22 protein-coding genes, 1 tRNA gene and 2 pseudogenes are annotated in these 24,557 nt (G+C 67.1%); 16 read left to right on the top strand and 9 right to left on the bottom strand.

Annotation, left to right across the window (positions count from 1 at the left end; translation table 11 throughout):
* Positions 1-438 precede the first annotated feature (438 nt).
* The gene (locus AC5Y5V_RS13510) at positions 439-615 is read left to right on the top strand and encodes a hypothetical protein (RefSeq protein WP_499935665.1); all 177 of its coding nucleotides are present in this window, start codon (positions 439-441) and stop codon (positions 613-615) included.
* 122 nt (positions 616-737) lie between these two features.
* Positions 738-1,991: a flavin-containing monooxygenase gene (locus tag AC5Y5V_RS13505; RefSeq protein ID WP_499935662.1), complete on the top strand. Its 1,254-nt coding sequence runs from the start codon at positions 738-740 to the stop codon at positions 1,989-1,991.
* 577 nt (positions 1,992-2,568) lie between these two features.
* Here AC5Y5V_RS13505 and AC5Y5V_RS13500 read toward each other — a convergent pair.
* The 3 genes from AC5Y5V_RS13500 to pgm all read right to left on the bottom strand — a co-directional run bounded on the left by AC5Y5V_RS13500 (position 2,569) and on the right by pgm (position 5,582).
* On the bottom strand, positions 2,569-3,231 hold the full coding sequence (locus AC5Y5V_RS13500; protein WP_499935659.1) for an LLM class flavin-dependent oxidoreductase: 663 nt from the start codon (positions 3,229-3,231) through the stop codon (positions 2,569-2,571).
* A 512-nt stretch (positions 3,232-3,743) separates the two neighbouring features.
* Positions 3,744-3,816, bottom strand: a tRNA-Ala gene (locus AC5Y5V_RS13495).
* A 137-nt stretch (positions 3,817-3,953) separates the two neighbouring features.
* A complete protein-coding gene (pgm, locus tag AC5Y5V_RS13490) occupies positions 3,954-5,582 on the bottom strand; it encodes a phosphoglucomutase (alpha-D-glucose-1,6-bisphosphate-dependent) (RefSeq protein WP_499935656.1) in 1,629 nt (542 codons plus the stop codon).
* Positions 5,583-5,663: 81 nt separating this feature from the next.
* Between pgm and crcB (AC5Y5V_RS13485) the strand changes: the two genes are divergently transcribed.
* From crcB (AC5Y5V_RS13485) to AC5Y5V_RS13475, 3 genes are read left to right on the top strand one after another with little or no spacing between them, the layout of a single operon-like run.
* Positions 5,664-6,062, top strand: coding sequence for a fluoride efflux transporter CrcB (gene crcB, locus AC5Y5V_RS13485; RefSeq protein ID WP_499935651.1), 399 nt, complete (start codon positions 5,664-5,666; stop codon positions 6,060-6,062).
* Positions 6,059-6,433 (top strand): fluoride efflux transporter CrcB, encoded by a 375-nt coding sequence (crcB, locus tag AC5Y5V_RS13480; protein ID WP_499935647.1) that lies wholly within the window; start codon positions 6,059-6,061, stop codon positions 6,431-6,433. The genes crcB (AC5Y5V_RS13485) and crcB (AC5Y5V_RS13480) overlap by 4 nt, the downstream gene beginning before the upstream one ends.
* Positions 6,430-7,524 (top strand): DUF190 domain-containing protein, encoded by a 1,095-nt coding sequence (locus AC5Y5V_RS13475; RefSeq protein WP_499935643.1) that lies wholly within the window; start codon positions 6,430-6,432, stop codon positions 7,522-7,524. Before crcB (AC5Y5V_RS13480) ends, AC5Y5V_RS13475 begins: the two co-directional genes overlap by 4 nt.
* A 70-nt stretch (positions 7,525-7,594) precedes the next feature.
* Here the strand turns inward: AC5Y5V_RS13475 and AC5Y5V_RS13470 are convergent, their stop codons facing one another.
* Entirely contained in the window at positions 7,595-8,194 is a 600-nt protein-coding gene (locus tag AC5Y5V_RS13470) for a TetR/AcrR family transcriptional regulator (RefSeq protein ID WP_499935639.1), read from the bottom strand.
* A gap of 106 nt (positions 8,195-8,300) precedes the next feature.
* Between AC5Y5V_RS13470 and AC5Y5V_RS13465 the strand changes: the two genes are divergently transcribed.
* Positions 8,301-9,320 (top strand): phosphotransferase, encoded by a 1,020-nt coding sequence (locus AC5Y5V_RS13465; protein WP_499935873.1) that lies wholly within the window; start codon positions 8,301-8,303, stop codon positions 9,318-9,320.
* On the opposite strand, the gene AC5Y5V_RS13460 is transcribed toward AC5Y5V_RS13465, so the two are convergent.
* Positions 9,317-10,177 (bottom strand): LLM class F420-dependent oxidoreductase, encoded by an 861-nt coding sequence (locus tag AC5Y5V_RS13460; protein WP_499935636.1) that lies wholly within the window; start codon positions 10,175-10,177, stop codon positions 9,317-9,319. The two genes, AC5Y5V_RS13465 and AC5Y5V_RS13460, sit on opposite strands and share 4 nt — an antisense overlap.
* Positions 10,178-10,180: 3 nt before the next feature.
* Complete coding sequence (locus tag AC5Y5V_RS13455) at positions 10,181-10,537, bottom strand: DUF488 domain-containing protein (protein WP_499935634.1); 357 nt, start codon at positions 10,535-10,537, stop codon at positions 10,181-10,183.
* A gap of 67 nt (positions 10,538-10,604) precedes the next feature.
* On the opposite strand from AC5Y5V_RS13455, the pseudogene AC5Y5V_RS13450 reads away from it, so the two are divergent.
* Positions 10,605-11,874: pseudogene (locus AC5Y5V_RS13450) on the top strand (HNH endonuclease).
* On the opposite strand, the gene AC5Y5V_RS13445 reads toward AC5Y5V_RS13450, so the two are convergent.
* Positions 11,871-12,575: a mycothiol-dependent nitroreductase Rv2466c family protein gene (locus AC5Y5V_RS13445; RefSeq protein WP_499935631.1), complete on the bottom strand. Its 705-nt coding sequence runs from the start codon at positions 12,573-12,575 to the stop codon at positions 11,871-11,873. The pseudogene AC5Y5V_RS13450 and the gene AC5Y5V_RS13445 overlap by 4 nt on opposite strands.
* 201 nt (positions 12,576-12,776) lie before the next feature.
* Here AC5Y5V_RS13445 and AC5Y5V_RS13440 point away from each other — a divergent pair.
* From AC5Y5V_RS13440 to AC5Y5V_RS13425, 4 genes and pseudogenes are all read left to right on the top strand, one after another.
* A pseudogene (locus AC5Y5V_RS13440) lies at positions 12,777-13,537 on the top strand (SDR family NAD(P)-dependent oxidoreductase).
* Between the two features lie 13 nt (positions 13,538-13,550).
* Positions 13,551-14,348 carry an SDR family NAD(P)-dependent oxidoreductase gene (locus AC5Y5V_RS13435; protein ID WP_499935627.1) on the top strand — a complete coding sequence of 266 codons (798 nt, stop codon included), beginning with the start codon at positions 13,551-13,553 and terminating at the stop codon, positions 14,346-14,348.
* Between the two features lie 19 nt (positions 14,349-14,367).
* Positions 14,368-15,837: a DUF1254 domain-containing protein gene (locus AC5Y5V_RS13430; protein WP_499935623.1), complete on the top strand. Its 1,470-nt coding sequence runs from the start codon at positions 14,368-14,370 to the stop codon at positions 15,835-15,837.
* Entirely contained in the window at positions 15,834-17,180 is a 1,347-nt protein-coding gene (locus tag AC5Y5V_RS13425; RefSeq protein ID WP_499935619.1) for a DUF1254 domain-containing protein, read from the top strand. The genes AC5Y5V_RS13430 and AC5Y5V_RS13425 overlap by 4 nt, the downstream gene beginning before the upstream one ends.
* Here AC5Y5V_RS13425 and AC5Y5V_RS13420 read toward each other — a convergent pair.
* A complete protein-coding gene (locus AC5Y5V_RS13420) occupies positions 17,174-18,103 on the bottom strand; it encodes an HpcH/HpaI aldolase/citrate lyase family protein (protein ID WP_499935616.1) in 930 nt (309 codons plus the stop codon). The two genes, AC5Y5V_RS13425 and AC5Y5V_RS13420, sit on opposite strands and share 7 nt — an antisense overlap.
* 56 nt (positions 18,104-18,159) lie before the next feature.
* On the opposite strand from AC5Y5V_RS13420, the gene AC5Y5V_RS13415 reads away from it, so the two are divergent.
* The 5 genes from AC5Y5V_RS13415 (at position 18,160) to AC5Y5V_RS13395 (ending at position 23,333) form a co-directional block, all read left to right on the top strand.
* Entirely contained in the window at positions 18,160-18,636 is a 477-nt protein-coding gene (locus AC5Y5V_RS13415) for an SRPBCC family protein (protein ID WP_499935612.1), read from the top strand.
* Complete coding sequence (locus AC5Y5V_RS13410; protein ID WP_499935610.1) at positions 18,629-20,416, top strand: sulfatase-like hydrolase/transferase; 1,788 nt, start codon at positions 18,629-18,631, stop codon at positions 20,414-20,416. The genes AC5Y5V_RS13415 and AC5Y5V_RS13410 overlap by 8 nt, the downstream gene beginning before the upstream one ends.
* Before the next feature lie 59 nt (positions 20,417-20,475).
* Entirely contained in the window at positions 20,476-21,240 is a 765-nt protein-coding gene (locus AC5Y5V_RS13405; RefSeq protein WP_499935606.1) for an LLM class F420-dependent oxidoreductase, read from the top strand.
* An 87-nt stretch (positions 21,241-21,327) separates the two neighbouring features.
* Positions 21,328-21,894: a hemerythrin domain-containing protein gene (locus tag AC5Y5V_RS13400; protein ID WP_499935603.1), complete on the top strand. Its 567-nt coding sequence runs from the start codon at positions 21,328-21,330 to the stop codon at positions 21,892-21,894.
* Between the two features lie 68 nt (positions 21,895-21,962).
* Complete coding sequence (locus AC5Y5V_RS13395; protein ID WP_499935871.1) at positions 21,963-23,333, top strand: protein adenylyltransferase SelO; 1,371 nt, start codon at positions 21,963-21,965, stop codon at positions 23,331-23,333.
* A gap of 1 nt (position 23,334) precedes the next feature.
* Here AC5Y5V_RS13395 and AC5Y5V_RS13390 read toward each other — a convergent pair whose 3' ends face one another.
* Positions 23,335-24,498 carry an Rv3169 family protein gene (locus AC5Y5V_RS13390; protein ID WP_499935600.1) on the bottom strand — a complete coding sequence of 388 codons (1,164 nt, stop codon included), beginning with the start codon at positions 24,496-24,498 and terminating at the stop codon, positions 23,335-23,337.
* Positions 24,499-24,557 lie beyond the last annotated feature (59 nt).

The raw sequence follows: 24,557 nt of genomic DNA, 5'->3' as shown, positions 1-24,557 counted from the left end.
AGCGCGAACACCGCGCTCAGGGCAGAGATCGGCTGCCTTGATCGCCATCAAACAACACGATTTGCGAGTTACGTCTGCATCGACCGACGGTGAGCCCACGCCGGGCTGTAGCTTCGGCGACGGTGTGACACTGGGCGCGAGACCGCTTTGCCGGGCGTCGCGTCGGGGCGGAGAGGACCAGTTATCTACCCATACAGCCGAATTAGCCTTGGCACCTGAGAACTTCACGCGTCGAGGCGTCAAAAGCCCAAGGGTCTCGACACCATGTGAACCATACACTATCGTGATTATGTATGATCGTACTGGCGTCGAAGGAAACCGGGCACGACCACCCGACGCATACGGACCAGCGGAGGTAGCCATGGCAGGGATTTGGCGCCGTTGTGCGGCAGAGCTGCCGCTTTTGGGTCTCGGTCTCGACCTTGATGGATCTTACGCATGACCGTCGTTGACGGCGGGCATAAACTCGACGCCGAGGTGTTGATCATCGGCGCTGGACTGGGCGGTATCACGGCGGCCTATCGCTTGCGCAGCAAGGGAATCACCGACCTTAGATCCTCGAACGCGCCTCGAGCATCGGCGGCACCTGGCGCGACAACCACTACCCGGGCCTAGAAGTCGACATCCCCTCGCTGTGGTACCAGTTCGCCTTCGCGCCCAACCCGAACTGGTCGAGGTTCTTCGCTCCGGGAGAGGAGGTGTACGACTACTTGACTCGGACCGTCGACGAGTTGGGCTTGACGCCGTCCATACGCACCGAATCCGAGGTGGTGCAACAGATCTGGGATGACCAGTCCGGCACCTGGACACTGCGTCTGCGCGGCGGGCAGACGCTGCGTTCGCGGTATGTGATCAATGCGATGGGCGGGTACCTCAACGCGAAGGCGTCGATGGACCTCGAGGGCTTGTCCGATTTCGCGGGGACTATTTTGCGGCCGAACGCCTGGGACAACGGGTATGACCTGACTGACAAGAAAGTTGCGATTATCGGCACCGGCTCCAGCGGCGCGCAGATCGCTGGCGCGATCTCGGGCAAGGTCGATTCGCTGTGGGTCTTTCAGCGCACCCCGACCTGGGTGCTGCCGAAGATCAACTTCGCCATGCCCCGCTGGCTGCACGGGCTGCTGCGGGTGCCGGGTGTCCTGCGTGCCATCGTCGCCATCGGCGACTTCGCGATGGATGCCCAGTTCTTCCCGGTCTTCCACATCATGCCCCGGCTGCCGGAGTCGATCACCCGCAGAGTTATGTCGCTCTACGACAGCTGGTACCGGCTCCTGTTCCGGTTGTGGTTGCTGCTGGCGTTGCGAGACAAGGCGACTCGCAAAGCGCTGGTGCCAAAGTCCGGCCTGTATGCCAAACGCCCCGTCATCTGCACCGAGTACGTGCGGGCGTTCAACCACCCGACCACACACCTAATTACCACCGCGGTCGACCGCGTCACCGCTAACGGCGTTCGGACCGTGGACGGCACCGAGTACCCCGCCGATCTCGTGGTCACAGCGACCGGTTACGACCTGTTCATCGACCCGGAGAGCTACCTCCCTGGCACCACCATCGGCCGCCACGGCTTCGACCTCTCCGAAGAATACCGGCGCAATGGCATACGGTCGTACAACGGAAGCGCGCATCCGGAGTTGCCCAATCGGTGGGATCTCGTTGGCGCCCTTGGCTACCAAGGGATCGCCTGGTTTCAGTGGGCCGACGCGATCACCACTCACGTCGTCCGGATCATCACCGAGGCCAGGTCGCGAAACGCAGCCGTCACCTCGGTAACGCGCGCAGCCTTCGATCGTTGGAACCAAGAGACCGAACGTCGCGGCAAGGCCGTGCGGCTCTACTTCGATCTGGAACAGAACCGCAAGTCGAATTCCAGGACCTATTTCATCAATTCCCAGGGAGAGGCGCTGTTCTACCGGCCTCAAACCATGGCGGGCACACGCCGATTCTGCCGTCGCTCGCCCATTGCCGATTACTGCTTTGACTACCTCTGAAGCCTTTGTCTCCGCACACCCCGTGCGGCGGCGTCGTCGTAGTGACCTCCTTACCCCACCGCCGGGTATCAACGCTCGCGGTCAGGTCCAGGTGGATCCGCTCGCAGAACGGACCGAGCACTGCATTGGCTGCGCCCACGACGAGCGGGTGCGTGACGACCGGGCGACACTGCGGGCTCTGCGCGACGAGGCCACCCGTGCGCTTGATCTCGCGCCCAGCCCACTCGTCACCGCACGGTTCAATTCAGTCGATGACTGGGTCAGGTCCTCGTCGAGCATGCCGGCGTTTCGGGCAAGGGACGTTACGCACGATGCAGGCGCCGTCGCGCTCGATAGCCGCGACGGTGTCGTAGGCATCGCAGCTAGGTTCCAAGATTCATGGAAGTCTTTTACTCCTAGCGGTTTCCGCCTACGCAGTCGGCTCAGATACCGAGCACCTCACGGGCCCGATCGATTTCGTCGGGGTCAGCAGTAGTCGGCACGAGCCTGAGCTCGTCAAGGCCTGCATCGCGCGCGCCTTTCACGGCGGCAAGGAGCCCGGAGGCTCCGCAATTCAATGTCCCTGCGGCCGGCGCCGTCAGGTACGAGGACTCAGCTCCGGTGAGGTCAAGGTCTTGGACCCAGAAATCCTGTACGTGCTCCCGGAGTTGGTTCTCCGGGTCGGGACCGAGTGCGAACCAGATCGGTGCGGAGAAGTGGGGTCGTTCCGTCCTGCCGGCCGCCCGCCATGCTTGTACGACCCGCTCCCGCTGCGCGTGCCAGCGCCTTCGGCCCGATCACGCCGGCCACGAGTGGGATGCCCCCAACCTGGACTGGTGTGGGCCCCACGGGATGGTGCCCTGCAACGGGAGGGTCCTGAGCCCAGACCTTGCATCACCGCCACGGCCTCATCCATGCGTTGACGCTTCCGATCAAGCGCACTGTCGACCGCCAGGTAGTCCTCATCCCAGGCGCCGATACCGATCCCGAGCGTAAGACGACCGCCCGACAGGACATCCACGGTCGCAATGTCTTTGGCGAACAACACCGGGTTCCGCATCGGCAGCGCGACGACATCGGTCCAGAGGCGCACGCGCTCAGTGACCGCAGCCGCAGCGGCAAGCTGAGGGACAACCGACCAGCTGTCGGGATAGAGCACCCGTTCATAGGTGACGAGGCCGTCCCACGGCCCTTCATCGATCTTGCGATACCACGTAAGCTCCGTCTCGCGATCGTGTGGGAAGAGGGTCGGAAGACCCATGCTTATGTGCATCGGAGAGTACGTCCCTTTCCGAGAGATTCTGGCGGCCAACGTAATAGTGGGTCCCGTTGTCGACCTTGTCCGGCCGCCGGTGTCAGTTGATCAGATTGTTTGCGTTAAAGCCGTGCCGTCCGCCCACTCAGTGGGAGGCGGTGACTCACGACCCTGGCGTCGTGGTAGGAATGCGGTGCCGGTGTCGTCATACGGTCTCGACGGCGTGTCAAACATTCACGCATCGCACGCAACGCCACGCCGCTCTGTCGGCGTTGCTCGCCGGGCCGCGCGCCGGCCCGGTCACGCAAGGCCGGCCAGCTTTAAGGCCAACCGCCCCGCGCGGGTGGCCCCGCCGGCATCGGCTTCTACCTCAACCACGGACGGTTGCATGTCGGGGCGGATCAGACCGCGGCCGATGTGGCGTATGCGGCGTGAGCCGCCGACCGGCGGCCGGGCGTGATTCCCCACCGCGTATTGACGGGAAAATCGCTGGAAACGCCCTGCCTGCGGTTTTTCGGTGGAGCTAAGGGGACTCGAACCCCTGACCCCCACACTGCCAGTGTGGTGCGCTACCAGCTGCGCCATAGCCCCGAAAAGTTGTGCCAATCGAAGCTACACCACTGGCAACACGGGTTCAAAGTCCCTGGTAGGGAGCCTGGTCAGGGCCGCGTTCGGTCCGGACAGTGGCTGGTGTGGCTATGTGACGCCGACGACGCCGAAGCCGTGGTCTACTCGATGACCGAATTGACCACTTCACGGGCCATCTTCTGCACCTCGGCCAGATGCTCGGGGCCGTTGAAGGACTCCGCGTAGATCTTGTACACGTCCTCGGTGCCCGACGGGCGCGCGGCGAACCACGCATTGGCCGTCGTCACCTTGAGGCCGCCCAGCGGCGCGCCGTTGCCCGGCGCGGTCGTCAGCTTCGCCACGATCGGCTCCCCGGCCAGCTCTACCGCGCTCACCTGATTCGCCGACAATTGCGACAGCCGGGCCTTCTGGTCGCGATCGGCGGGGGCGTTGATCCGCGCGTAGAACGGCGTGCCGTACTGGCCTTCCAGTGCCCGATACCGCTGCGACGGCGTCTCCCCCGTGACGGCCAGTATCTCGGCGGCAAGCAGCGCCATGATGATGCCATCTTTGTCGGTGGTCCACACGGATCCGTCGCGCCGCAGGAACGACGCCCCGGCCGACTCCTCGCCGCCGAAGCCGATCGTCCCGCCGATCAGGCCGTCGACGAACCACTTGAATCCGACCGGCACCTCGACGAGCCGTCGGCCGATGCCGGCCACCACGCGGTCGATGATCGAGGAACTGACCACGGTCTTGCCCACCGCGATGCCGTCCGGCCACGACGGCCGGTGTGTGTACAGGTAGTCGATGGCCACGGCCAGGTAGTGGTTCGGATTCAGCAGGCCCCCGTCGGGGGTGACGATCCCGTGCCGGTCGGCGTCGGCGTCGTTGCCGGTGGCGATCTGGTAGTGGTCCCGGTTGGCGATCAGCGAGGCCATCGCGTCCGGCGAACTGCAGTCCATCCGGATCTTGCCGTCGGTGTCGAGCGTCATGAACCGCCACGTCGCATCCACCAGCGGATTGACGACGGTCAGCTCGAGACCGTGCCGCCACGCGATCGCACCCCAGTAATCGACGCTGGCCCCGCCCAGCGGGTCGGCACCGATCCGCACGCCGGCTTCGCGGATCGCGGCGATGTCGACCACCTTGGGCAGGTCCTCGACGTAGTTGCCCATGTAGTCGTGGCGCTCGGCGGCCGCCAGCGCCCGGGTAAACGGCACCCGCTTCACACCCGACCCGACACGCAGGATCTCGTTTGCGCGCCGGGCGATCGCATTGGTCACGTCGGTGTCCGCCGGGCCTCCGTTGGGCGGGTTGTACTTGAAACCGCCGTCCGAGGGCGGATTGTGCGACGGCGTCACGACGATCCCGTCCGCGAGCCCGTCGGTACGACCGTGGTTGTGGGTGAGGATGGCGTGGCTGATCGCCGGGGTCGGGGTGTAGCGGCCGGCTGCGTCGATCATCACCGCGACGTCGTTGGCGGCCAGCACCTCCAGCGCCGACACCCACGCCGGTTCCGAAAGGCCATGCGTGTCACGGCCGATGAACAACGGTCCCGTGATGCCATGGGCGGCCCGGTGCTCCACGATGGCCTGGGTGATGGCCAGGATGTGCGGCTCGTTGAACGCCCCGTTCAGCGCCGAACCGCGGTGGCCCGAGGTGCCGAACGCAACCTGCTGGGCGGGGTCGTCGGGGTCGGGCTGTATCGAGTAGTAGGCCGTGACGAGGTGCGGTAGATCGACGAGGTCTTCGGGCTGGGCCGGCTGACCGGCTCGGGAATAGGCCATGTCGCCAATTCTGCCCGCTGCACCCTTCACCGTCCCGCTACGCTGCGAAGCGTTCACCGGCATATCGAAAGGATTTGACCAGTGGCGAACCACGACTATCGGGAGCTGGCCGCGATTTTCGCTGGCGGAGCGCTCGGTTCTGCGGCCCGTGCCGGGCTGGCGACCCTCGCCGTCCCCGATCCGGCGCGTTGGCCCTGGCCGACGTTCGTCGTCAACATCGTCGGCGCCTTCCTGGTCGGCTATTTCACCACCCGGTTGCTGGAGCGGCTGCCATTGTCGAGCTACCGGCGTCCGTTGCTCGGCACCGGACTCTGCGGCGGGCTGACGACCTTCTCGACAATGCAGGTCGAGACCGTGAAGATGATCCAGCACCACCACTGGTTGCTGGCCGCGAGCTACACCGTGGTCAGCATCGTGCTGGGATTGCTGGCGGCGCACCTGGCGACGGCTCTCGTTCGCCGGGTGCGGGTCCGCTCATGACGGCGACGACGGTCCTGGTTTGGCTGGGTGTCTTTGTCGTCGGCGGAATCGGCTCGGTGTGCCGCTTCCTGGTGGACCGCGCCGTCGCCCGCCGGATGGCGCGGTCATTTCCGTTCGGCACGCTGACGGTGAACATCACCGGCGCCACGCTGCTCGGCTTCGTGGGCGGCCTGGCGCTGAGTAAGGACGCGGCCCTGCTGGCCGGCACGGCGTTCGTCGGCGCCTACACCACGTTTTCCACCTGGATGCTCGAAACCCAGCGACTCGGCGAGGAACGGCAGGTGTGGCTGGCAGTCGCCAACATCGCCGTCAGCGTCGTGCTCGGTCTTTCGGCCGCGCTACTCGGACAATGGTTGGCGGGGCAGCTATGAACCAGCCGTGCCTGAAGTTGACGACGTACTTCGCCGAGCGGCAACGCGCGGTAGGTCACCGCAGCGCGTTTCTCGCCGATGCGATACTGGATCTGTTCGGCGCCAGCGGCGTCGCGACGAGCGTAATGCTGCGGGGCATAGCCAGTTTCGGGCCGAACCACGAGCTACGCAGCGACGCATCACTGAGCCTGTCCGAGGATCCGGCGGTGGCGGTCGCGGCCGTGGACGTCGAGCCGAAGATCCGCTCGCTGGTCGGCGACGTGACCGCCCTGACCGACAGCGGGTTGGTAACCCTCGAGCGCGCGCGGCTGGTCACCCCCGAACTGCGCAACTTGGACGCCTTCGGCGGTGGCCAGAGCGAAGACGGCGCCAAACTGACCGTCTACGTAGGGCGTCAGGAACGGGTCGGCGGGAAGCTGGCGTACCTCGCGGTCTGCGATCTGTTGCATCGGCTCGGATTCGCCGGCGCCATGGTGCTCTTGGGTGTCGACGGCACGGCGCACGGCGATCGCCGTCGGGCCCTGTTCTTCGGCCGCAACGTCAACGTCCCGCTGATGATCATCGGCATCGGCTCGGCCGCTCAAGTGCATTCCGCCGCATCGGAACTCGTCAACGTGGTGCCTAACCCGCTGCTAACGGTCGAGCGGGTACGGCTCTGCAAGCGCGACGGCGATCTGTTCGCGCGACCGCAGGAACTCCCGACGACCGACGACCAGGGCCGAGCGTTGTGGCAGAAGTTGATGGTGTACACCGCCGAGACGACCCGGCACGACGGACTGCCGATTCATCGAGCGATCGTCCAACAACTGCTGCGGTCGCAAACGGCCCGCGGCGCGACCGTGCTACGCGGCATCTGGGGATTCCACGGCAACCATGAACCGCACGGCGACAAGCTTTTTCAGGTCGCACGCAGGGTGCCGGTGACCACCATCATCGTCGACACGCCGGAGTCCATCGCGCGCAGTTTCGACGTCGTCGACGAGCTCACGAAGGACCACGGCCTGGTGACCAGTGAGATGGTTCCGGCGGCGCTGTCGCTCGACCGGACGCAGCGCGTCGGGGACATCACGCTGGCGCAGTACGACTACTGACGCCTCTTACCCCGAGCAGACGCAAAAGCGCCACTTCGGTCGGCGTGTCGGGTACGTTTGCGTCTGCTCGTCACGGATTGCCGACGCCGTCGACCAGCGCGTCCACCAATCCGTCGAAAGGTGCCGCAGAACCGGGCCGCGCCAATGCGTGGAAGAGCAAGGTCCCGATCAGCGCGTCGGCGACCGCGCCGAGGTCGGCGCCAACCCTGATCTGCCCCGCCTCGGCGGCCCGGCGAAGTCGCGTCATCAAACCGGCATGCTGAGGCGCGCTAAGTTGCTGGTAGAGGGCCGCGCCATCGGCCGAACTGGCCGCCGCGGCCGCGACCAGGGCCCGCACCAAAGCGGCGTTGGGCGGCTCGGCCAAAAAGTCGGCGTGCTCGTCGAGCCACGACCGCAGGTCCGCACGGATGTCGCCGGTCTCGGCGACGGGGAAAGATCCCGATCCCCCGTAGGCCTGTAGGACCGCTGCGGCGACCAGTGGGGCTTTCGATGACCAGCGCCGATATAAGGTCTTCTTCCCTACACCGGCGTGGGCCGCGACGCTTTCCATCGACAGTTCGGCATAACTGCCGGCCGCCAGGAGATCGCGGGTGGCGGCCAGGATCGCGTGATCCAGTTGGGCATCGCGCGGCCTTCCGACCTGGCTCTCACCCGGTTGCGTTACCCTCACTTAGGAAACGATACGTGCCGTTTCTTAACCGCTGCGAGAGGACCCGCCGGTGACCACCACCGCCCCGTCAGTGCCGAAGACCTGGGAGGACATCACCCCCGAATGGATGTCGGCAGCGCTGGCCGCGGATCATCCGGGCGCCACGGTCGAGTCGGTGAGCGTTGCGGGCCGAGACGACGGGACCAACCGACGGGCCCGCCTCGCCGTGACGTATTCGGCCGGCAACGGACCGGCGACGGTGTTCGCCAAGGCCGCCGATCCCGCGCACAAGGCGATGATCCGGCTGACCAGCGGCATGTTCCACGAGCCGCGACTGTTCATGTGCGGCGTCGACCTGCCCCTCGAGCACCCCGTCGTCTATACCGCCGCGATCGATGAGGCCGACTACGACTTCGTGATGATCATGGAGGACCTCACCGCGCGCGGCGCCGATCCCCGCGACTCGACCAGGCCCATGACGGTCGAGCAGGTGGCGACCGGCGTGCGCGGCCTGGGGCGGATGCACGGAAAATTCTGGGGCGAGCGCGTGCTCCGCGAACCCGCCTTGGGCTGGCTCGAACCGTTCCTACCCTGGGACGGAATGGAATTGGCGCCGCTGCCGGCCGCGCTGGAACAGCTCGGCGACGACGCGCCGCCGGAGGTCATGTCGTTGACTATCGACCAGCTGATCGAGTCGATCTGGAAGCCCTACATCAGAACGCTGACAACGCCGTCCGAGTCGCCGCAGACCCTCCTGCACGGTGATCCGCACATCGGCAACACGTATCTGACGCCCGACGGCGAGGTGGGTTTCCTCGACTGGCAGGTCGCCCGGCGCGGCAACTGGTCGCTGGATCTGGGCTACTTCCTGCAGGGCGCGCTGACGATCGAGGACCGCCGTCGCAGCGAGCGGGACCTTCTCGAGCAATACCGCGAGTCGCTGGGGCTGCCCTCCGACGAACTGCCCAGCGCCGACGACATCTGGCTGCGATACCGCGCGTCGGTGGCACACGGGCTGACGCTGTGGCTGGTGACCGCGAGCGCCGGCGCCTGGCAGCGACGCGACATTTCCGTCGCTCTGGCGCAACGGTATTCGGTCGCCTACGCGGACTTGGACACCGCCTCCGCGCTGGCCGCGCTCTCTTAGGACCACTTGTCCGCGAGCGCCGCCACCCAGTCAGCCACCGCGTCGGCAGTTTCCGGCGGCGACTCGACCAACACCAGCTCGTCGACACCCAGTTCGGCCAACGCGCCGACGTCGGCGACGTGGGCGTCGCGCAGGGCCACGGCAAGCCGCAGATCACCACGGTCACGTCCGGACTCCGCGCACAGCCGCTCCAACTTGCCGATACTTTCCCTTACGGCCTCGACGCCGTCCAGGTTGAAGCCGTACCAACCGTCGCCCCAGGCGGCCACCCGCCGCAGGGCCGCATCGCTGTTGCCACCGAGCACGACCGGGATGTGGCGATCACGAACGGGCTTGGGATTGACGCGAATTGAGTCGAAGCCGACGAACCTTCCGTCGAAGGACGCGACGTCGTCGCGCCACAGCGTGCGCATCGCCGCGACGTACTCGGCGGTACGCGCCGCGCGGTGCTCGAAGGGGACGCCCAGCGCGTCGAACTCCTCCTTGGACCAGCCGACTCCGATCCCCAGCGTTAGCCGGCCGCCGCTCAGCTTGTCCAGGCTTGCGGCCTGCTTGGCCACGACCACCGGATTGTGTTCGGGCAACAGCAGCACGCCGGTCGCGATGCGAATGCGCGACGAGGCCGCCGCGGCGAAGCCCAACGTAATCATCGGATCGAGCCAATCCGCTTGAGCGGGAACGGCAATGACGCCGTCGTCGGAATACGGATAGCGCGACGAGGATCGGTCCACCATCACGACGTGCTCGCCGGCCCAGAGCGTGGCGAAGCCATTGCTTTCCGCCGCGGAGGCAACCGCATCGATCACGGCACGGTCGGCGCCGGAGCCAATTCCCAGGGCATGCAATCCCAGTTCCATCGGTCAGCGGCCGTTCAAAAGTTTGGCGAGCACCGCCGCGTGGCTGCCATCCACCTCGCGGGTGGCCGTGACCAGGGTGACGCCACCCTTCTCGGCCAGCTGCCGCAGCTCCTCCAACGCCGGGTTGCCGTCCAGCTCCGCTTCGTAGCGCGACGCAAACTCGTCGAATCTCTCGGGTCGGTGGTGGTACCACTCACGCAGATCCTTCGACGGGGCAACGGCTTTGAGCCAGATGCCCACCCTCGGGTCCTCCTTACGGATTCCGCGTGGCCAGATGCGGTCGACAAGCACGCGCCGGCCTTCGCCGGGGCCGACGTCGTCGTAGATCCGTGCGGTGCGGATCCGGCACTGGGTAGCCACGTCAACATCGTGGCACCCCGCGGGACGAAAAGCTCGCTTGTCGCCCGGGTGGAGTAAAGTCGAAAGTATGTTCGAACAATTGGTGGCGGTGGACCCGACGGCCGGTGAGTCGGCGTTGATCGAGCGGATCGCGCAGTTGGAGCGGGTGAAGTCTGCGGCGGCGGCGGGGCAGGCCCGTGCGACGGCCGCGCTGGATGCGGCGCGGCGGGCCGCCGAGGCTCAGGCCCGGGTGCCCGCACGGCGGCGTGGTCGGGGGTTGGCCAGCGAGATCGCGCTGGCGCGGCGGGACTCTCCGACCCGCGGTAACCGGCATCTGGGGTTCGCCAAGGCACTGGTACACGAGATGCCGCATACCCTGGCCGCGCTGGAATGCGGGGAGCTCTCGGAGTGGCGCGCCACGCTGATCGTGCGCGAGAGCGCCTGTCTGGATGTCGAGGACCGCCGCGCCCTGGACGCCGAGTTGTGTGCCGATGCCGCGGGGCTGGACGGGATGGGGGATGCGCGGGTGGCCGCGGCGGCCAAGGCTATCGCCTACCGCCTCGACCCGCACGCGGTGGTTGACCGTGCCGCCAACGCGGAACAGGACCGCACGGTCAGCATCCGCCCGGCGCCGGACACCATGACGTATGTGACCGCGTTGCTGCCGGTGACCCAGGGGGTGTCCGTGTATGCCGCGCTGCGGCGCGCCGCCGACACCTGTGCTGACGGGCGCTCGCGTGGGCAGGTGATGGCCGACACTCTGGTCGAGCGGGTCACCGGCCGTGCCGCGGCGGTGCCCGTGCCGGTCGCGGTCAACCTGGTGGTCTCCGATGCCACGCTGCTGGGCGGGGCGGACACCCCGGCCGAAGTCGGCGGCTACGGGCCCATCCCCGCCGCGGTGGCCCGCAACCTGATCGCCGACGCGGCCACCGACCGCCGCTCGCGGGTGACGTTGCGCCGGCTCTACGCGCACCCGGGCAGCGGCGCGTTGGTGGCCATGGAATCGCGCGCACGGCTGTTCCCGCGCGGGCTGGCCACGTTCATCGAGCGTCGCGATCAGCGCTGTCGCACCCCCTACTGCGACGCGCCGATCCGCCACCGCGACCACGCCCTGGGCCGACGGCGGCCCCACGACGGCGGTCAACGGACTGGGCACCTGCCAGCAGTGCAACTTCGCGAAGGAAGCCGCCGGCTGGAAGGTCCACACCCGCATCGATGAAAACCACACCCACACCGCCGAATACACCACTCCCACGGGTCACCGATATCGGTCAGGGGCCCCGCCGCGGGCTCCGGTGATCACGATCAGCGAACTCGAAATCCAAGTCGGCATCACCATCGCCCGACACGCGGCCTAGGAAGGACTGCGGCCGCCGGTGAGCCGCTCTACGTCGATGACCTCGCCGCGATTGATGCTCACCCAGTCGCGGCCGTCGAGGTAGGGGCGCAGGCTTCGTCCGATGAGCTCGGCGTCGGCTTGCGTCTTGGGCCGCTGCAGTTCGTAGACGTGTGGCAATTCGGCCATGCCCGTGACGACGTTCCACAGCGTCAGGGCGTCGGGACCGGTCGGCGGGTCGACCAGGACCGGCCCGAACAGGCACTGCCCCGACAGAAAGAGCGTCGGCACCCCGTAGCCACCCGCGTCGACCACCCGCTGATGCTCGGCGCGCACCTCGTCGTGGGTGGTCGGGTCCTCAAGCGCGGCATCCAGCACCGTCGCGCCGGCGCCGATGTCGCCCAGCAGCCGCCGCGCGACCTCGGGGTCGTGTGGTTTGCCCCCCAACGTATGCAACTCGTGTCCGATCGCGGCGTACCACCGGTCCAGCAACGACATGTCGGTGCGTCGCAGCAGAGCGCCGATCCGCATCAGCGACCAGCCATAGGACCAGTCGCGCTCCCACGGGTGCTTCTTACCCTCGACGCGGTTGATCTCCTCGAGACTGAAAAACCGCCAGTCGACGGTGATCCCAAGCTGTTCGCGGACGTCGCGAATCCACAGCGACGTTTGATAGGCAAACGGGCACATCGGGTCGAAGTGGAAATCCACTGCAGTGTTCATCAGAACTCCGTCCAACACGAAGAATCATAGCCGCGCCCCACCAGGCCCCGTGTTTGTTCGCCATCGACAACATGAGCGCGCAACTTCATCGACTCGAGACTGCGTTGGCGCCAAGGCCGATTCGTACCGTAGCCCGATGAGTCCTCGCTACGCGGGGACATAGAACGGGACAACGATTTTCGATAGGAAGGGTCACCGGGGATGAAGGACTTACTTGGACGGCGCGCGATCGTGTCGGGCGCCGCCCGCGGGATCGGCCTTGCGATCGCCAAGCGGCTCGTCGAGGGCGGCGCCAGGGTCGCGGTGGCAGACCTCGACGCGGACGGGGCCGACGAGGCGGCGGCGCAGCTGGGCAACGGCAGCATCGGAGTACGTTGCGACGTACGGTCCACGGCAGACGTGGAAGCGGCGGTTACCACCACCGTTGAAGCCTTCGGCGGCGTCGACCTGCTGGTCAACAACGCAGGAATCGAAATCGCCAAGCCGATCACCGAACTCACCGAGGATGATTTCGGTCGCATCCTCGACATCAACGTCACGGGCACATTCCGCTTCACCAGGGCCGCGATACCGGCGCTGGCGGCGGCCGAAGGCAGTGCGATCGTGAACTTGGCGTCTGTCGCCGGAACCGCGGGCGGCCACTGCTCAGCGCGTATTGCGCATCCAAGGGTGCGGTCATCCGCTTCACCGAATCGGCGGCGATCGAACTGCGCCCCGCGGGAATCCGCGTCAACGCGGTCTGCCCGGGCTTGATCCAGACCGAGATGGCCGACCGGCTGGCCGCGCCGATCGAGGCGGTCGCGCCGATCTCGTTCGACGAGCTCATCACTCTCAAGCAGGGCCGCTTCGGCACCCCTGACGAGGTTGCCGAGACCGTCGCCTTCCTCGCCTCCGACGATGCGCGATTCGTCACCGGCGCCCACTACCTGGTCGACGGCGGCCTGACCGCCAGCCTTTTCTAAAGGAGGACGAAACATGACACATGCAACCTCGACCCAGACCGCCGCGGCATCCGATTCGCTGGCCGGCAAGGTCGCCGTGATCACCGGCGCCGCACGCGGTATCGGTCACCAGATCGCCCAGGCATACGCGGCACGCGGTGCCAAGGTCGTGCTGTCCGACGTCGACGAGTCGGCCGCCGAGGCGGCCGCCGACGCCGTGCCGGGTGCCGCCGCGCAGCGCTGCGACGTGCGTGACGAGCACAGCGTCGCCGAACTCTTCGATCGCGCCGCCGATCGCTACGGCAGGGTCGACATCGCGGTCGCCAACGCCGGCATCGCTACGGTCGCCCCGCTGCTGGAGATGTCGCTGGATACCTGGCGCACGATGATGTCCATCAACCTCGACGGCGTCTTCCTCACCCTGCAACATGCGGCGCGCACGATGGTCACAACGCAGACAGCGGGATCCATCATCACCATGGCCTCGGTGACTGCCCTGGGTGGTGTGCCACTGGTGGGGCATTACGCGGCGGCGAAGGCGGCTGTCGTGAATCTGAGCAAGACGGCGGCACTCGAACTGCGTCCGGCCGGCATCAGGGTCAACGCGATCCTCCCGGGTTTTGCCGAGACCAAACTCGTCACGGCCAACCGCGAGCACTACGAGGCCGCGCTGGGTACCGATTTCGACGGCCTGATCCACCAGTCGCAGGGCGGGTACGTCGACGTGCACGACGTGGCGAACCTGGCGCTGTTCCTCGCCGGCGACCGGTCCAGGTTCTGCACGGGAGGCGCCTTCGTGGTCGACGGTGGTCTCACGGCAAGCCTGCTCTGACACCGAGCAGAATGGGCAGATGATGACCGGACCGACGGAGCTTGGGCGCTTTCAGGAATTGGCCGCTTCCCCGTTCGCGATGAATCGACCGACCCCCGAGGCCAGCGCCACGCTGCGTGACGAGCTGTTGTTCCAGCGCGCCACGCAAACCTATCTGTGGGCGCTGCCGTTGCTCAACACCCTTGGCATGCAAGAAGGCTCGGAGGTTCTGTTCGGTTCCGGCTACCACGTCCTGCCGGTCTGGAAGAAGCGACTGGACGCCAAGACGCTGATCACCACGCCCAACTCGGACGTCATCTACGCGCTGGGATACGTCGACCTCGGAACCGACGGGCCCTTGGTGTTCGAGGCGCCGCCCCGCCTGCAGGGAATTCTGCTGGACTTCTGGCAGCGACCAATCCCGGTGGACGGCGGCAAGTTCTTCGGCGACGTCGGGCTCCCCGGGCCCGACGCCGGCGAGGGCGGCACGTTCCTGTTGTTGCCGCCCGGCTACGCCGGCGAGGTGCACGAGGGCCACTACGTCTACCGCTCGAGCACCAACGGCGTCTTCGTGTTCCTGCGCGCGTTCTACGACGACCCGGACAACCTCACGCCGGCGGTTGAACTCGTGGAGCAATCGCGCATCTACCCGCTCGGTCAGCGCGAGCAGGCCGAGCCGATGACGTTCCCGGACGCGTCCGGTGTCCCGGCCAACATGCTGCCGGCGACCGACGGCCGCGCGTTCGAACAGCTCAAGCGACTGCTCGACCGCGAGGGCACCGCGCTGGCCGGGCCCGACTGGCTGGGCCTGCTGGCGGCTCTCGGCATCGTCAAGGACCAGCCGTTCGCCCCCGACGAGCGCACCCGCGCCATCCTCGATTACGCCGCAAAGACCGGCTACAAGATGAGCCGCGTGATCTGCTTTCAGGACGATGTCGGCGGACGTTCGCTCCGGGTCTATCCGGACCGCCGTTGGGTCAACCCCGTTGCCGACGGGACACCCGAAAACCCGTCTGGCCCACTGGATCTGAGCTGGCATCGGGTCGCCGCCGGATATCTCGACGTGGATCTGCGAAGCTGGTTTTTCACCAACTACTACTCGATCAGCCCGGGGATGATCTCGCAGATTCCCGGTCGCGGTGCCAAGTACATGATCGCGTTCACCGACGCCGACGGCCAGCCGCTCACCGGTGACGATGAGTATCGCCTGCACCTGCCCGCGAACATCCCGGCGGCCAATTTCTGGTCGTTGACCCTTTACGAGGCCGAGAACGGAGCCGGCCTTGCCAACGACCAGCGGTTTCCGTCGTTGGGTGTGCGGGATCATCCCGAGGAGGGCGACGACGGCAGCGTCGACCTCTACCTGAGTCCGAGACCTCCCGCCGGCAAGGAGCGCAACTGGCTCCAAACCGTATCGGGCAGAGGATTTTTCGCCATATTGCGGCTTTACGGCCCGACCGAGGAGGCGATCGATAAGACATGGATACCCGGCGACATCGAGAAGATGTGACCACCGGCCCGGTCGCGGGCACCCGCATGACGGATTCGTTCGTCCGTCAGATGGGGCGCGTTGCGTACCTCTGGGCGTGGCCCATGATCAACATCTACAACCGCTTCCTGACGTACCAGAAGATTCCGGCCCCCGGGCTGGCCGGCGGTGTGCTTCCGGTCGCGCCGCCGAACCGCCTGTGCATGCTGCGCGACTACATCGAGCCGTCCGAGCGCGCGGTGGCCTGCCCCAATCAGGATGTGGTGTACGGCCAATCGGTCTGCGACCTCGCCGACGAGCCCGTCGTGCTGCAAGTCCCCGACTTCGGCGACCGATTCTGGGTCTACCAGGTCGTCGACCAACGGACGGACAGCGTCGCCGAACTCGGCAAAATGTATGACACCACGCCGGGCTTTTATCTGCTCGCCCACGACGATTGGGCGGGGCAGGTACCCGACGGCATCACCGCGGTCTTCCGTTGCCCAACCCGGATCGGGGCGGCGTTTCCGCGGGTGTTCATGGACGACACAGCAGAAGACCGCACGGCGATCCAGCCGGTCGTCAACCAGATCACCGGCTATCCCCTGTCGGAGTTCGACGGACGGATGAAAACGGTGGACTGGTCGGATGTCCCGTCATACCCCGGCGACACGGGCGACGCCGAGGTGCGCTGGGTAGACCCGGACGCGTTTGTGGACCAACTGCCGGCCGTGCTCGACGCAGTCCCGCCGCTACCTGGGGAGGAGGCGATCTACGGCCAGATTCGCGCGCTGCTCGAAGCGGCCCAGGCGGACTCCGGCGCGGCCGCGGCGCTCACCGCCGCCGCCCGCGAGAGTGACCAGGATCTGGTTCGCCCGCTCTTCGAATTCCGCAACTACGGTCTGCCGCTGCCGCACCACTGGACATACGTGCCCAACGGTGCGCGGTTCGGCACCGACTACTTCACCCGCACCGCCGTGGCGCGGTCGAACATCTTCGTCAACAAGAGCATTGAGACGATGTATTTCTATCAGGACCTCGATGCCCGCGGAATTCGTCTGAATGGCGCGAACAACTACACCGTCACGTTCGCCGAAGACCAGCTGCCGCCCACCCGCGGATTCTGGTCCCTGACGCTCTACAACCAGCACCACTTCTTCCACCCCAACGACCTGCGGCGGTACTCGCTGGGCACCAAAAACAAGACATTGAGGCTCGACCGCGACGGGTCGTTGACCCTGCACGTCGGCACGCGACCGCCCAACGACGACGCCCTGCCCAACTGGCTTCCGGCCCCCGACGGCGATTTCTCCCTCTACCTGCGCGCCTACTGGCCGGACCAGGCGATCCTCGACGGTAGCTGGACCCCTCCCCCGGTTCAGTAGTGATACGTGTCCGACGGGGCGGGCATGTGCACCCTTTCGTCCTCGAACTCCGACGCCTCGATGCCGTACGCGCGAGCCAGCTCCAGGATCTTGGTGGCCCGCGCTATCCGAGGTAGGTCGGACCCGTTGCGGATCTCTCCCCCGTCGCGTTCGAATTCGGCGAAGAACTCTTTCGCCCAACCGATTTCGTCCTGAGACGGCGACAGGCCCTGGTTCACCACCGCGCACTGGTCCGGTGTGAGGCAGATCTTCCCGGTCATTCCGAACTCGACGGACACCGCCGTCGCCTCGATCAGCTTCAGCGCATTCGAGCCGATGGTCGGCCCGTCGATCGCACTGGCCAAGCCGGCCGCTTTGGCGGCGATCGTGAAGCGGGACCGGGCGTAGGCCAGGGTGGTCGGCTCCTCGCCCAGGCCGGTGTCGCGCCGGAAGTCGCCGATGCCGAAGGCGAGCCGGAACGTGCCCTTGGCCGCGGCGATCTCGGTGATGCGCTCCAAACCTCGGGCCGTTTCGACCAGGGCCACGATCGGCACGTTGGGCAGCCGTCGGGCGGTCTCGGTGACGTGGTCCACCGATTCGACCATCGCCAGCATCACGCCGCCGACCGAGCTGGTGGCAAGGGCGGCGATGTCATCCGCCCACCAGGGGGTGCCGAAGCCGTTGATGCGCACCCAGTCGGTGTTGGTGCCGTCGAGCCAGCGCGCCACGTTGTCGCGGGCGGCGTCCTTGCCTTTGGGCGCGACGGCGTCCTCGATGTCGAGAACGACGATGTCGGCCCGAGAGTGCGCCGCGGCCTGGAACCGGTCGCCATGCGCGCCGTTGACCAGTAGCCAGCTGCGTGCGAGGACCGGATCGATGCGTGAGCCGATGTTGTCAGGATCCGCGGCCGGATCCACCACGTTGCTGTTGACCTGTTCGGGCATCCCATAACCGTAGCGACCTGCTCAACCACAGCAATCCCGGCACGCAAACGCGGGCCATGGTGTTGGATGGCGGGGTGGCAGACATCAGCCGCGGCCGCACAATAGCCGCTCAGCCGCAGGCGATCTGGGACGTTCTGGCCGACTTCGGCGCGCTGAGTTCCTGGGCCTCGAACGTCGATCATTCCGCCATCGCCAACGAAGGCCCCGGCGGTGCACCGCTGGGCACCACCCGCCGCGTGCAGCTCGGCCGCAACACCGTACTGGAGCGCATCACCGCGTTCGACGCGCCCACGACGCTGGCCTACGACATCACCGGCCTGCCGCGGCGGTTGCGCAAGGTTGCCAACCGCTGGACCGTGCGGCCTCTCGCCGAGCGGCCTCAAGCCACCGAAGTGACCTTGACGAGCACCGTCGAGATCGGGTCCGGCCCGCTGGCCCGCGTGGCCGAACGCGTCGTCGCCCGGACCATGGCCAAGCAATCCGACGCACTGCTCGCCGGGCTGGCACGCCGAATGGAGAACGCCCATGCCTGACCGACCCGACATCGTCATCCTGATGACCGACGAGGAGCGCGCGGTCCCGCCCTACGAGTCGCCCGACATCCTCGCCTGGCGCCATCGCACGCTCGCCGGTCGCCGCTGGTTCGACGAACACGGCGTGAGCTTCACGCGGCACTACACCGGCTCGCTGGCCTGCGTGCCAAGTCGCCCAACGCTTTTCACCGGCCAGTACCCCGATTTGCACGGAGTCACCCAGACCGACGGCATCGGCAAGCGGTTCGACGATTCGCGGCTGCGCTGGCTGCGCGCGGGCGAGGTGCCGACGCTGGGCAACTGGTTTCGCGCGGCCGGCTACGACACCCACTACGACGGCAAGTGGCACATCTCGCACGCCGACCTGCACGACCCCGAAACGGGGGGTTCGTTGGCCACCAACGACGACGACGGCGTCGTCGACCCCGCCGCCGTCCAGCGCTATCTCGACGCCGACCCGCTCGCCCCGTACGGCTTCTCCGGCTGGGTGGGACCCGAACCCCACGGCGCCGGCAACGCCAACAGCGGCCTGCGGCGCGACCCGCTGATCGCCGACCGTGTGGTCGCCTGGCTGAAGGAGCGGTATGCGCGGCGTCGGGCCGGTGACACCGCGGCAATGCGCCCGTTCCTGCTGGTGGCAAGCTTCGTCAACCCGCACGACATCGTGCTCTTTCCGGCGTGGGTGCGGCGCAGCCCGCTGCAGCCCGGGCCGCTGGACCCGCCGCACGTACCGCCGGCGCCCACCGCCGACGAAGACCTCGCCACCAAACCGGCCGCGCAGATCGCCTTCCGCGAGGCGTACTACTCCGGATACGGCCCCGCGCCGGTGGTCGGCCGCACCTACCGGCGCAACGCGCAGCGCTACCGGGACCTTTACTACCGGCTGCACGCTGAGGTCGACGCGCCGATCGACCGGGTGCGCCGCGCGGTCACCGAAGGCGGATCAGCTGACGCACTGCTGGTGCGCACCTCCGACCACGGCGACCTGCTCGGGGCGCACGGCGGGCTGCACCAAAAGTGGTTCAACCTCTACGACGAGGCCACCCGGGTGCCGTTCGTCGTTGCCCGCGTCGGCCAGAACGCCACGCGGGCGCGCACGATCGACGCGCCGACGTCGCACGTCGACCTGGTGCCGACGCTGCTCGGGGCCGCCGGCGTCGACGTCGACGTGGTGGCCGCGAGTCTGGCCGAGCGGTTCTCCGAGGTCCATCCGCTGCCGGGGCGCGACCTGATGCCCGTGGTGGACGGCGCCCCGGCAGACGAGCACCGGGCCATCTACCTGATGACCCGCGACAACGTCCTCGAAGGCGACACCGGCGCTTCGGCGTTCGCCCGGCAACTGGGTCGCGATTCGAATCCTCCTGCACCACTGCGTATTAGGGTGCCGGCACACGTCGCCGCCAACTTCGAGGGGCTGGTGGTCAAGGTGGACGGCCGGCTGTGGAAGCTGGTCCGCACCTTCGACGACCCGGCCACCTGGACCGAGCCGGGCGTCCGGCACTTGGCCACCAATGGCATTGGCGGCGAGGCTTATCGCACCGATCCGCTCGACGACCAGTGGGAGCTCTACGATTTGACGGCCGATCCCTACGAGGCCGTCAACCGCTGGACCGATCCCGAATTGCATGAGCTGCGTGCGCATTTGCGGATGCAGCTCAAGCAACAGCGCGCGTCGTCGGTGCCGGAGCGCCATCAGCCGTGGCCCTACGCGCACCGACAGCCACCCGAGCGCACGTCAAAAGGCATGGGCCCGCGCGTATTGCGGCGATTTGGCCTCTAGACCGTGGTGGGCCCACCCGTCGATTCCGCCATTCCGGCGATAGGCCATGCTGGCATGTGATGGTAAAGGTCGGCGTACAGATTCATCCGCAGAACACGACGATGGCTGCCCTGAAAACGGGTTGGCAGGGCGTCGACGAGCTGGGCGTCGACAGCCTGTGGACCTGGGACCACTTCTTCCCGCCGCTGTATGGCGCACCCGACGAATCACACTTCGAGGGCTGGCAGATCCTCGCGGCAATGGCGGTGACAACACGGCGCGTTTCGCAGATCGGCATGCTCGTGACGTGCTGCGGCTACCGCAATCCGGATCTACTCGCCGACATGGCGCGCACACTCGATCACCTGAGTGACGGGCGGGCCGTCCTGGGTGTCGGGGCGGGGTGGATGGAAAAGGACGAAACCGAATACGGCTACCCGGTGCGGACCCCTGCGCAGCGACTCGATGGGCTTGCCGAAGCGCTGCCTCGCATTCGCCGCCGACTTGGGCGGCTGCAGCCGGGACCGATCGGCCGGTTGCCGCTGCTGATCGGAGGCAACGGCGAACGGCGCACCCTGCGACTGGTAGCGCAATACGCGGACATGTGGAACGGCTACGGGGACGCCGAAACGGTTCGCGTCAAAACCGCCGTCCTCGACCGATGGTGCGAGGAGATAGGCAGGGATCCCCGCGAGATCGAACGCACGGTGTGGATCCACGAGGCGGACCCAGACCTGATGCGTTCCCTGGTCGATGCCGGAGCCGACCATCTGATCCTCGGCCTGCGCGCGCCCTACGATCTGCACGAGGTGGAGCGCCTGGTAGCAGTGCGGCAAGCGTTTTAGCGAACCTGCTTGAGGGTATGCGGCCGAAAGCGGTGCACAGCCCACAGCCCGCGTTTCTCTACCCCCCTCTCAGGAGGTGTATCGCCCATGAGCGAGATGCTCATCGAGTCGCCCGACGAAGTCGTCGCATTCCTCAAAGCCCAACACAACCTCATCGAGGACATGTTCGACGAGGTGCTGCTCGCGTCGGATCCCGAAGCCCGCGAAAAGCCGTTCATCGAGTTGCGCCAACTGCTGGCCGTCCATGAGACAGCCGAAGAGATGCTGGTGCACCCCCGCGTCCGCCGCGACTTTCGGGCCGGCGACGAGATCGTCGACGCGCTGCTCAAGGAGGAGCACGACGCGAAGGAACAGCTGTCGAAGATCGAGAAGCTCGACATCACCTCGCAGCAGTTCATCGACGAACTCAGCAAGCTGCGCGATGCCGTGCTGGAGCACGCGGAGCAAGAAGAGCGCGACGAATTTCCGAAACTGCAAAGGGAACTCGACGCCGCCGAACTCAAGCGGATGGGGACCGCCGTACGGGTCGCGGAGGCCATCGCGCCCACCCGGCCGCACCCCGGAGTGGAATCGGCGAAGCTCAATTTCGCCGTCGGGCCGTTCGCCTCGATGCTCGACCGCGCGCGCGATCTGATCCAGCAGGCAGTCGGCTAGCCCGACGTACTCTGGATCGAGTGAGCGTCACTGTTCTGCACAAGCGCTTTGCCACCGACCTGCCCGAGATGGCCGTCGAGTGGCGGGCTGAGGCGGCCACCGAACCTCGGCTGCTCGCCCTCAACGATCCGCTGGCCGCCCAACTCGGCCTCGACGCAGCGTGGCTGCGGAGTCCCGACGGGCTGCGTTTCCTGGTGGGCAACCTGGTCCCCAGCGGCGCCACCCCGGTAGCGCAGGCCTACTCGGGACATCAGTTCGGCGGCTTCGTCCCGCGACTCGGCGACGGTCGCGCGCTGCTGCTGGGCGAGCTCGACGGCCCCGGCGGTCGTGCGGTCGACATCCACCTCAAGGGTTCCGGGGCGACGCCGTTCGCGCGCGGCGGCGACGGCTTTGCCGCGGTGGGACCGATGCTCCGCGAATACGTCGTCAGCGAGGCGATGCACGCGCTGGGGATCCCGACCACCCGATCCCTGGCCGTCGTCGCAACGGGGCGCCCGGTGCAGCGCGAGACGGAACTTCCCGGCGCGGTGCTTGTCCGCGTCGCCAGCAGTCACCTGCGGGTGGGGAGTTTCCAATACGCCGCGTCCACCGGTGACCTGCGCCTGTTGCGGCGCCTGGCCGACCACGCGATCGCGCGCCACCATCCCGGCGCGGCACAGGCGGAGCGCCCTTACCTGGCGCTGTTCGAGGCGGTGGCCGGGGTGCAGGCTGCGCTGGTGGCGCGCTGGATGCTGGCCGGCTTCGTCCACGGGGTGATGAACACCGACAACATGACGATCTCCGGTGAAACCATCGACTACGGGCCGTGCGCCTTCATGGAGGCCTACGACCCCGACACGGTATTCAGTTCGATCGACCACTGGGGGCGCTACGCGTACGGCAACCAGCCGGCCATCGCCGGCTGGAATCTCGCCCGGTTCGCCGAGGCGCTGCTGCCGCTGCTCGCCGACAACCTCGAGGAGGGTGTCGCGCTCGCGGAGCAGGCGTTCGGCGCGTTTCGGTCCGGGTACGACGACGTATGGTCGTCCGGCATGCGCGCCAAGCTCGGGTTGCCGCCGGATGCCGACCCTGCAGTGGCGGAGGAGCTACTGGGCCTGCTGAAGGAAAACCGCGTCGACTACACCTCGTTTTTCCGCCGGCTGAGCCAAACCGCCCGCGGTGAAACAGAATTCGATCAGCCTGGCTTCGCCGACTGGATCTCGCGCTGGCGGGCCCTGGGGCCGGACGCCGACGCGATGGACCGCGTCAATCCGGTATACATTCCGCGCAACCACCTGGTCGAGGAGGCCCTGACGGCGGCGACGGCCGGGGATCTCGGTCCGTTCGAACGGCTCGTGGAGGCGGTGCGGGCGCCGTTCACGGAACGAGAAGGCTTCGAGCGGTATGCCCTGCCGGCGCCCGAGGATTTCGGCGTCTACCGCACCTTCTGCGGCACCTGACTCACAGGAACGAATTCTCCGCGGTCAGTCCGCGGTCGGGAAACGCGCCGAGGGCAAAGGTTTCCGCGTTGCCCAGGCCGCTGCCGCCCCCGACGGGGTCCTCGACGCGCACCAGCAGGTCCCTGAGCTGGTGCAACTCTCGCGCGTTCGCGGGGTGGTCACAGTCGGTGACGTGGTTGCCCTCGACCTTCAGATCGCCGACCCACTGGCCCAGCACCCAGTCGTTCCAGCCGTAGTAGCCGCCGGTGCCGAGGTGGAAGCCCGTCGGGCCGGCGGCGGTGATGGTCAGGGGGCGCCTCGACCCGGCGGAATCGATCAGGGTGATCGTGCCGTGGGTGAGTCGACGGTTGTCGTCCTGAAAGTACAGGTCCTGCTCGACGCAGGTGAACCGCTGCGACGTGCCGTCGGCATTCTGTTGCTCTGCCTGACAACGGATCTCGGTGAATCCGTCGCCACGCTCCTCCTGGTAGAAGACGAACAGCGAATACGCGGAGCCGTCGGCCCGGGTCAGCGTCATCGGCAGCCAGGTCATGAACATCTGCTTGATCTTGCGGCTGCCGCGCGGCAGGCCCGGTATCGGCTTGCCGACGCCGGGTCGCAGCCCCCAGGAGTGGTCGCGGATGCAGATCCACTCGTCGTCGTCGATCGCGGTGCGCACGCCGTCGCATTCCACCCAGCCGGACGCGACGCCAATCTGGTGGTAGCGCAACACATTGTGGGTGACCCGGTACCCGTCCGGGCTGCGATCCGGCCACGGGTCTTCCAGCGCGGCGTCAAACGTGCCGCGCAGGACGACGTCGAACGAGATCGGGGCGTGTTCGCTCGCGTCGAGGCTGACCCGGATCGCCCGCAGCGGTTCGACGACGCGGTAGTGAATGGGCCCGACGGACGTGCCCGCCGGGTCGCTGGAGAGGCGCCGCCCCGCGCGCACGGTCCACTGCTCGGTTCCGCGGCACACGCCGGCCGCGCCGTCGAACACGCCCCGGTTGGTGTACTTGCCGATCCCCAGCACCACCTGCAGCGAGTTGTCCCGCGCGTGCGCGATGGTCCAGATCTTCTCCGTCCACGACGGATCCGATTGGCTCACCGTCGCAAAGGTATCCACGATCTGATGGGTCAGGAGTTCATCCTCGGGCACCAGCGAGCCGTAATTCGTTGACAGCACTGCGATCACCTGCTGAAGGTCGGGTTTGCCGGCTGCCACAGGAGAGACCGACGAGGTTG

Source organism: Mycobacterium sp. NGS68, assembly GCF_059812195.1.
Note: the sequence above shows the minus strand (reverse complement) of the source record. Positions and strands in the feature narration are given on the sequence as shown.

Excerpts from the sequence above, each read along its gene's own strand:
- AC5Y5V_RS13415 (WP_499935612.1), top strand. The coding sequence starts at position 18,160 with ATGGTGTTGGATGGCGGGGTGGCAGACATCAGCCGCGGCCGCACAATA.
- AC5Y5V_RS13475 (WP_499935643.1), top strand. The coding sequence starts at position 6,430 with ATGAACCAGCCGTGCCTGAAGTTGACGACGTACTTCGCCGAGCGGCAA.
- AC5Y5V_RS13410 (WP_499935610.1), top strand. The coding sequence starts at position 18,629 with ATGCCTGACCGACCCGACATCGTCATCCTGATGACCGACGAGGAGCGC.
- AC5Y5V_RS13435 (WP_499935627.1), top strand. The coding sequence starts at position 13,551 with ATGACACATGCAACCTCGACCCAGACCGCCGCGGCATCCGATTCGCTG.
- AC5Y5V_RS13430 (WP_499935623.1), top strand. The coding sequence starts at position 14,368 with ATGATGACCGGACCGACGGAGCTTGGGCGCTTTCAGGAATTGGCCGCT.
- AC5Y5V_RS13500 (WP_499935659.1), bottom strand. The coding sequence starts at position 3,231 with ATGGGTCTTCCGACCCTCTTCCCACACGATCGCGAGACGGAGCTTACG.
- crcB (WP_499935647.1), top strand. The coding sequence starts at position 6,059 with ATGACGGCGACGACGGTCCTGGTTTGGCTGGGTGTCTTTGTCGTCGGC.
- AC5Y5V_RS13510 (WP_499935665.1), top strand. The coding sequence starts at position 439 with ATGACCGTCGTTGACGGCGGGCATAAACTCGACGCCGAGGTGTTGATC.
- AC5Y5V_RS13405 (WP_499935606.1), top strand. The coding sequence starts at position 20,476 with ATGGTAAAGGTCGGCGTACAGATTCATCCGCAGAACACGACGATGGCT.
- AC5Y5V_RS13420 (WP_499935616.1), bottom strand. The coding sequence starts at position 18,103 with ATGCCCGAACAGGTCAACAGCAACGTGGTGGATCCGGCCGCGGATCCT.
- AC5Y5V_RS13395 (WP_499935871.1), top strand. The coding sequence starts at position 21,963 with ATGGCCGTCGAGTGGCGGGCTGAGGCGGCCACCGAACCTCGGCTGCTC.
- AC5Y5V_RS13460 (WP_499935636.1), bottom strand. The coding sequence starts at position 10,177 with ATGGAACTGGGATTGCATGCCCTGGGAATTGGCTCCGGCGCCGACCGT.
- AC5Y5V_RS13445 (WP_499935631.1), bottom strand. The coding sequence starts at position 12,575 with ATGAACACTGCAGTGGATTTCCACTTCGACCCGATGTGCCCGTTTGCC.
- AC5Y5V_RS13465 (WP_499935873.1), top strand. The coding sequence starts at position 8,301 with ATGTCGGCAGCGCTGGCCGCGGATCATCCGGGCGCCACGGTCGAGTCG.
- AC5Y5V_RS13400 (WP_499935603.1), top strand. The coding sequence starts at position 21,328 with ATGAGCGAGATGCTCATCGAGTCGCCCGACGAAGTCGTCGCATTCCTC.
- pgm (WP_499935656.1), bottom strand. The coding sequence starts at position 5,582 with ATGGCCTATTCCCGAGCCGGTCAGCCGGCCCAGCCCGAAGACCTCGTC.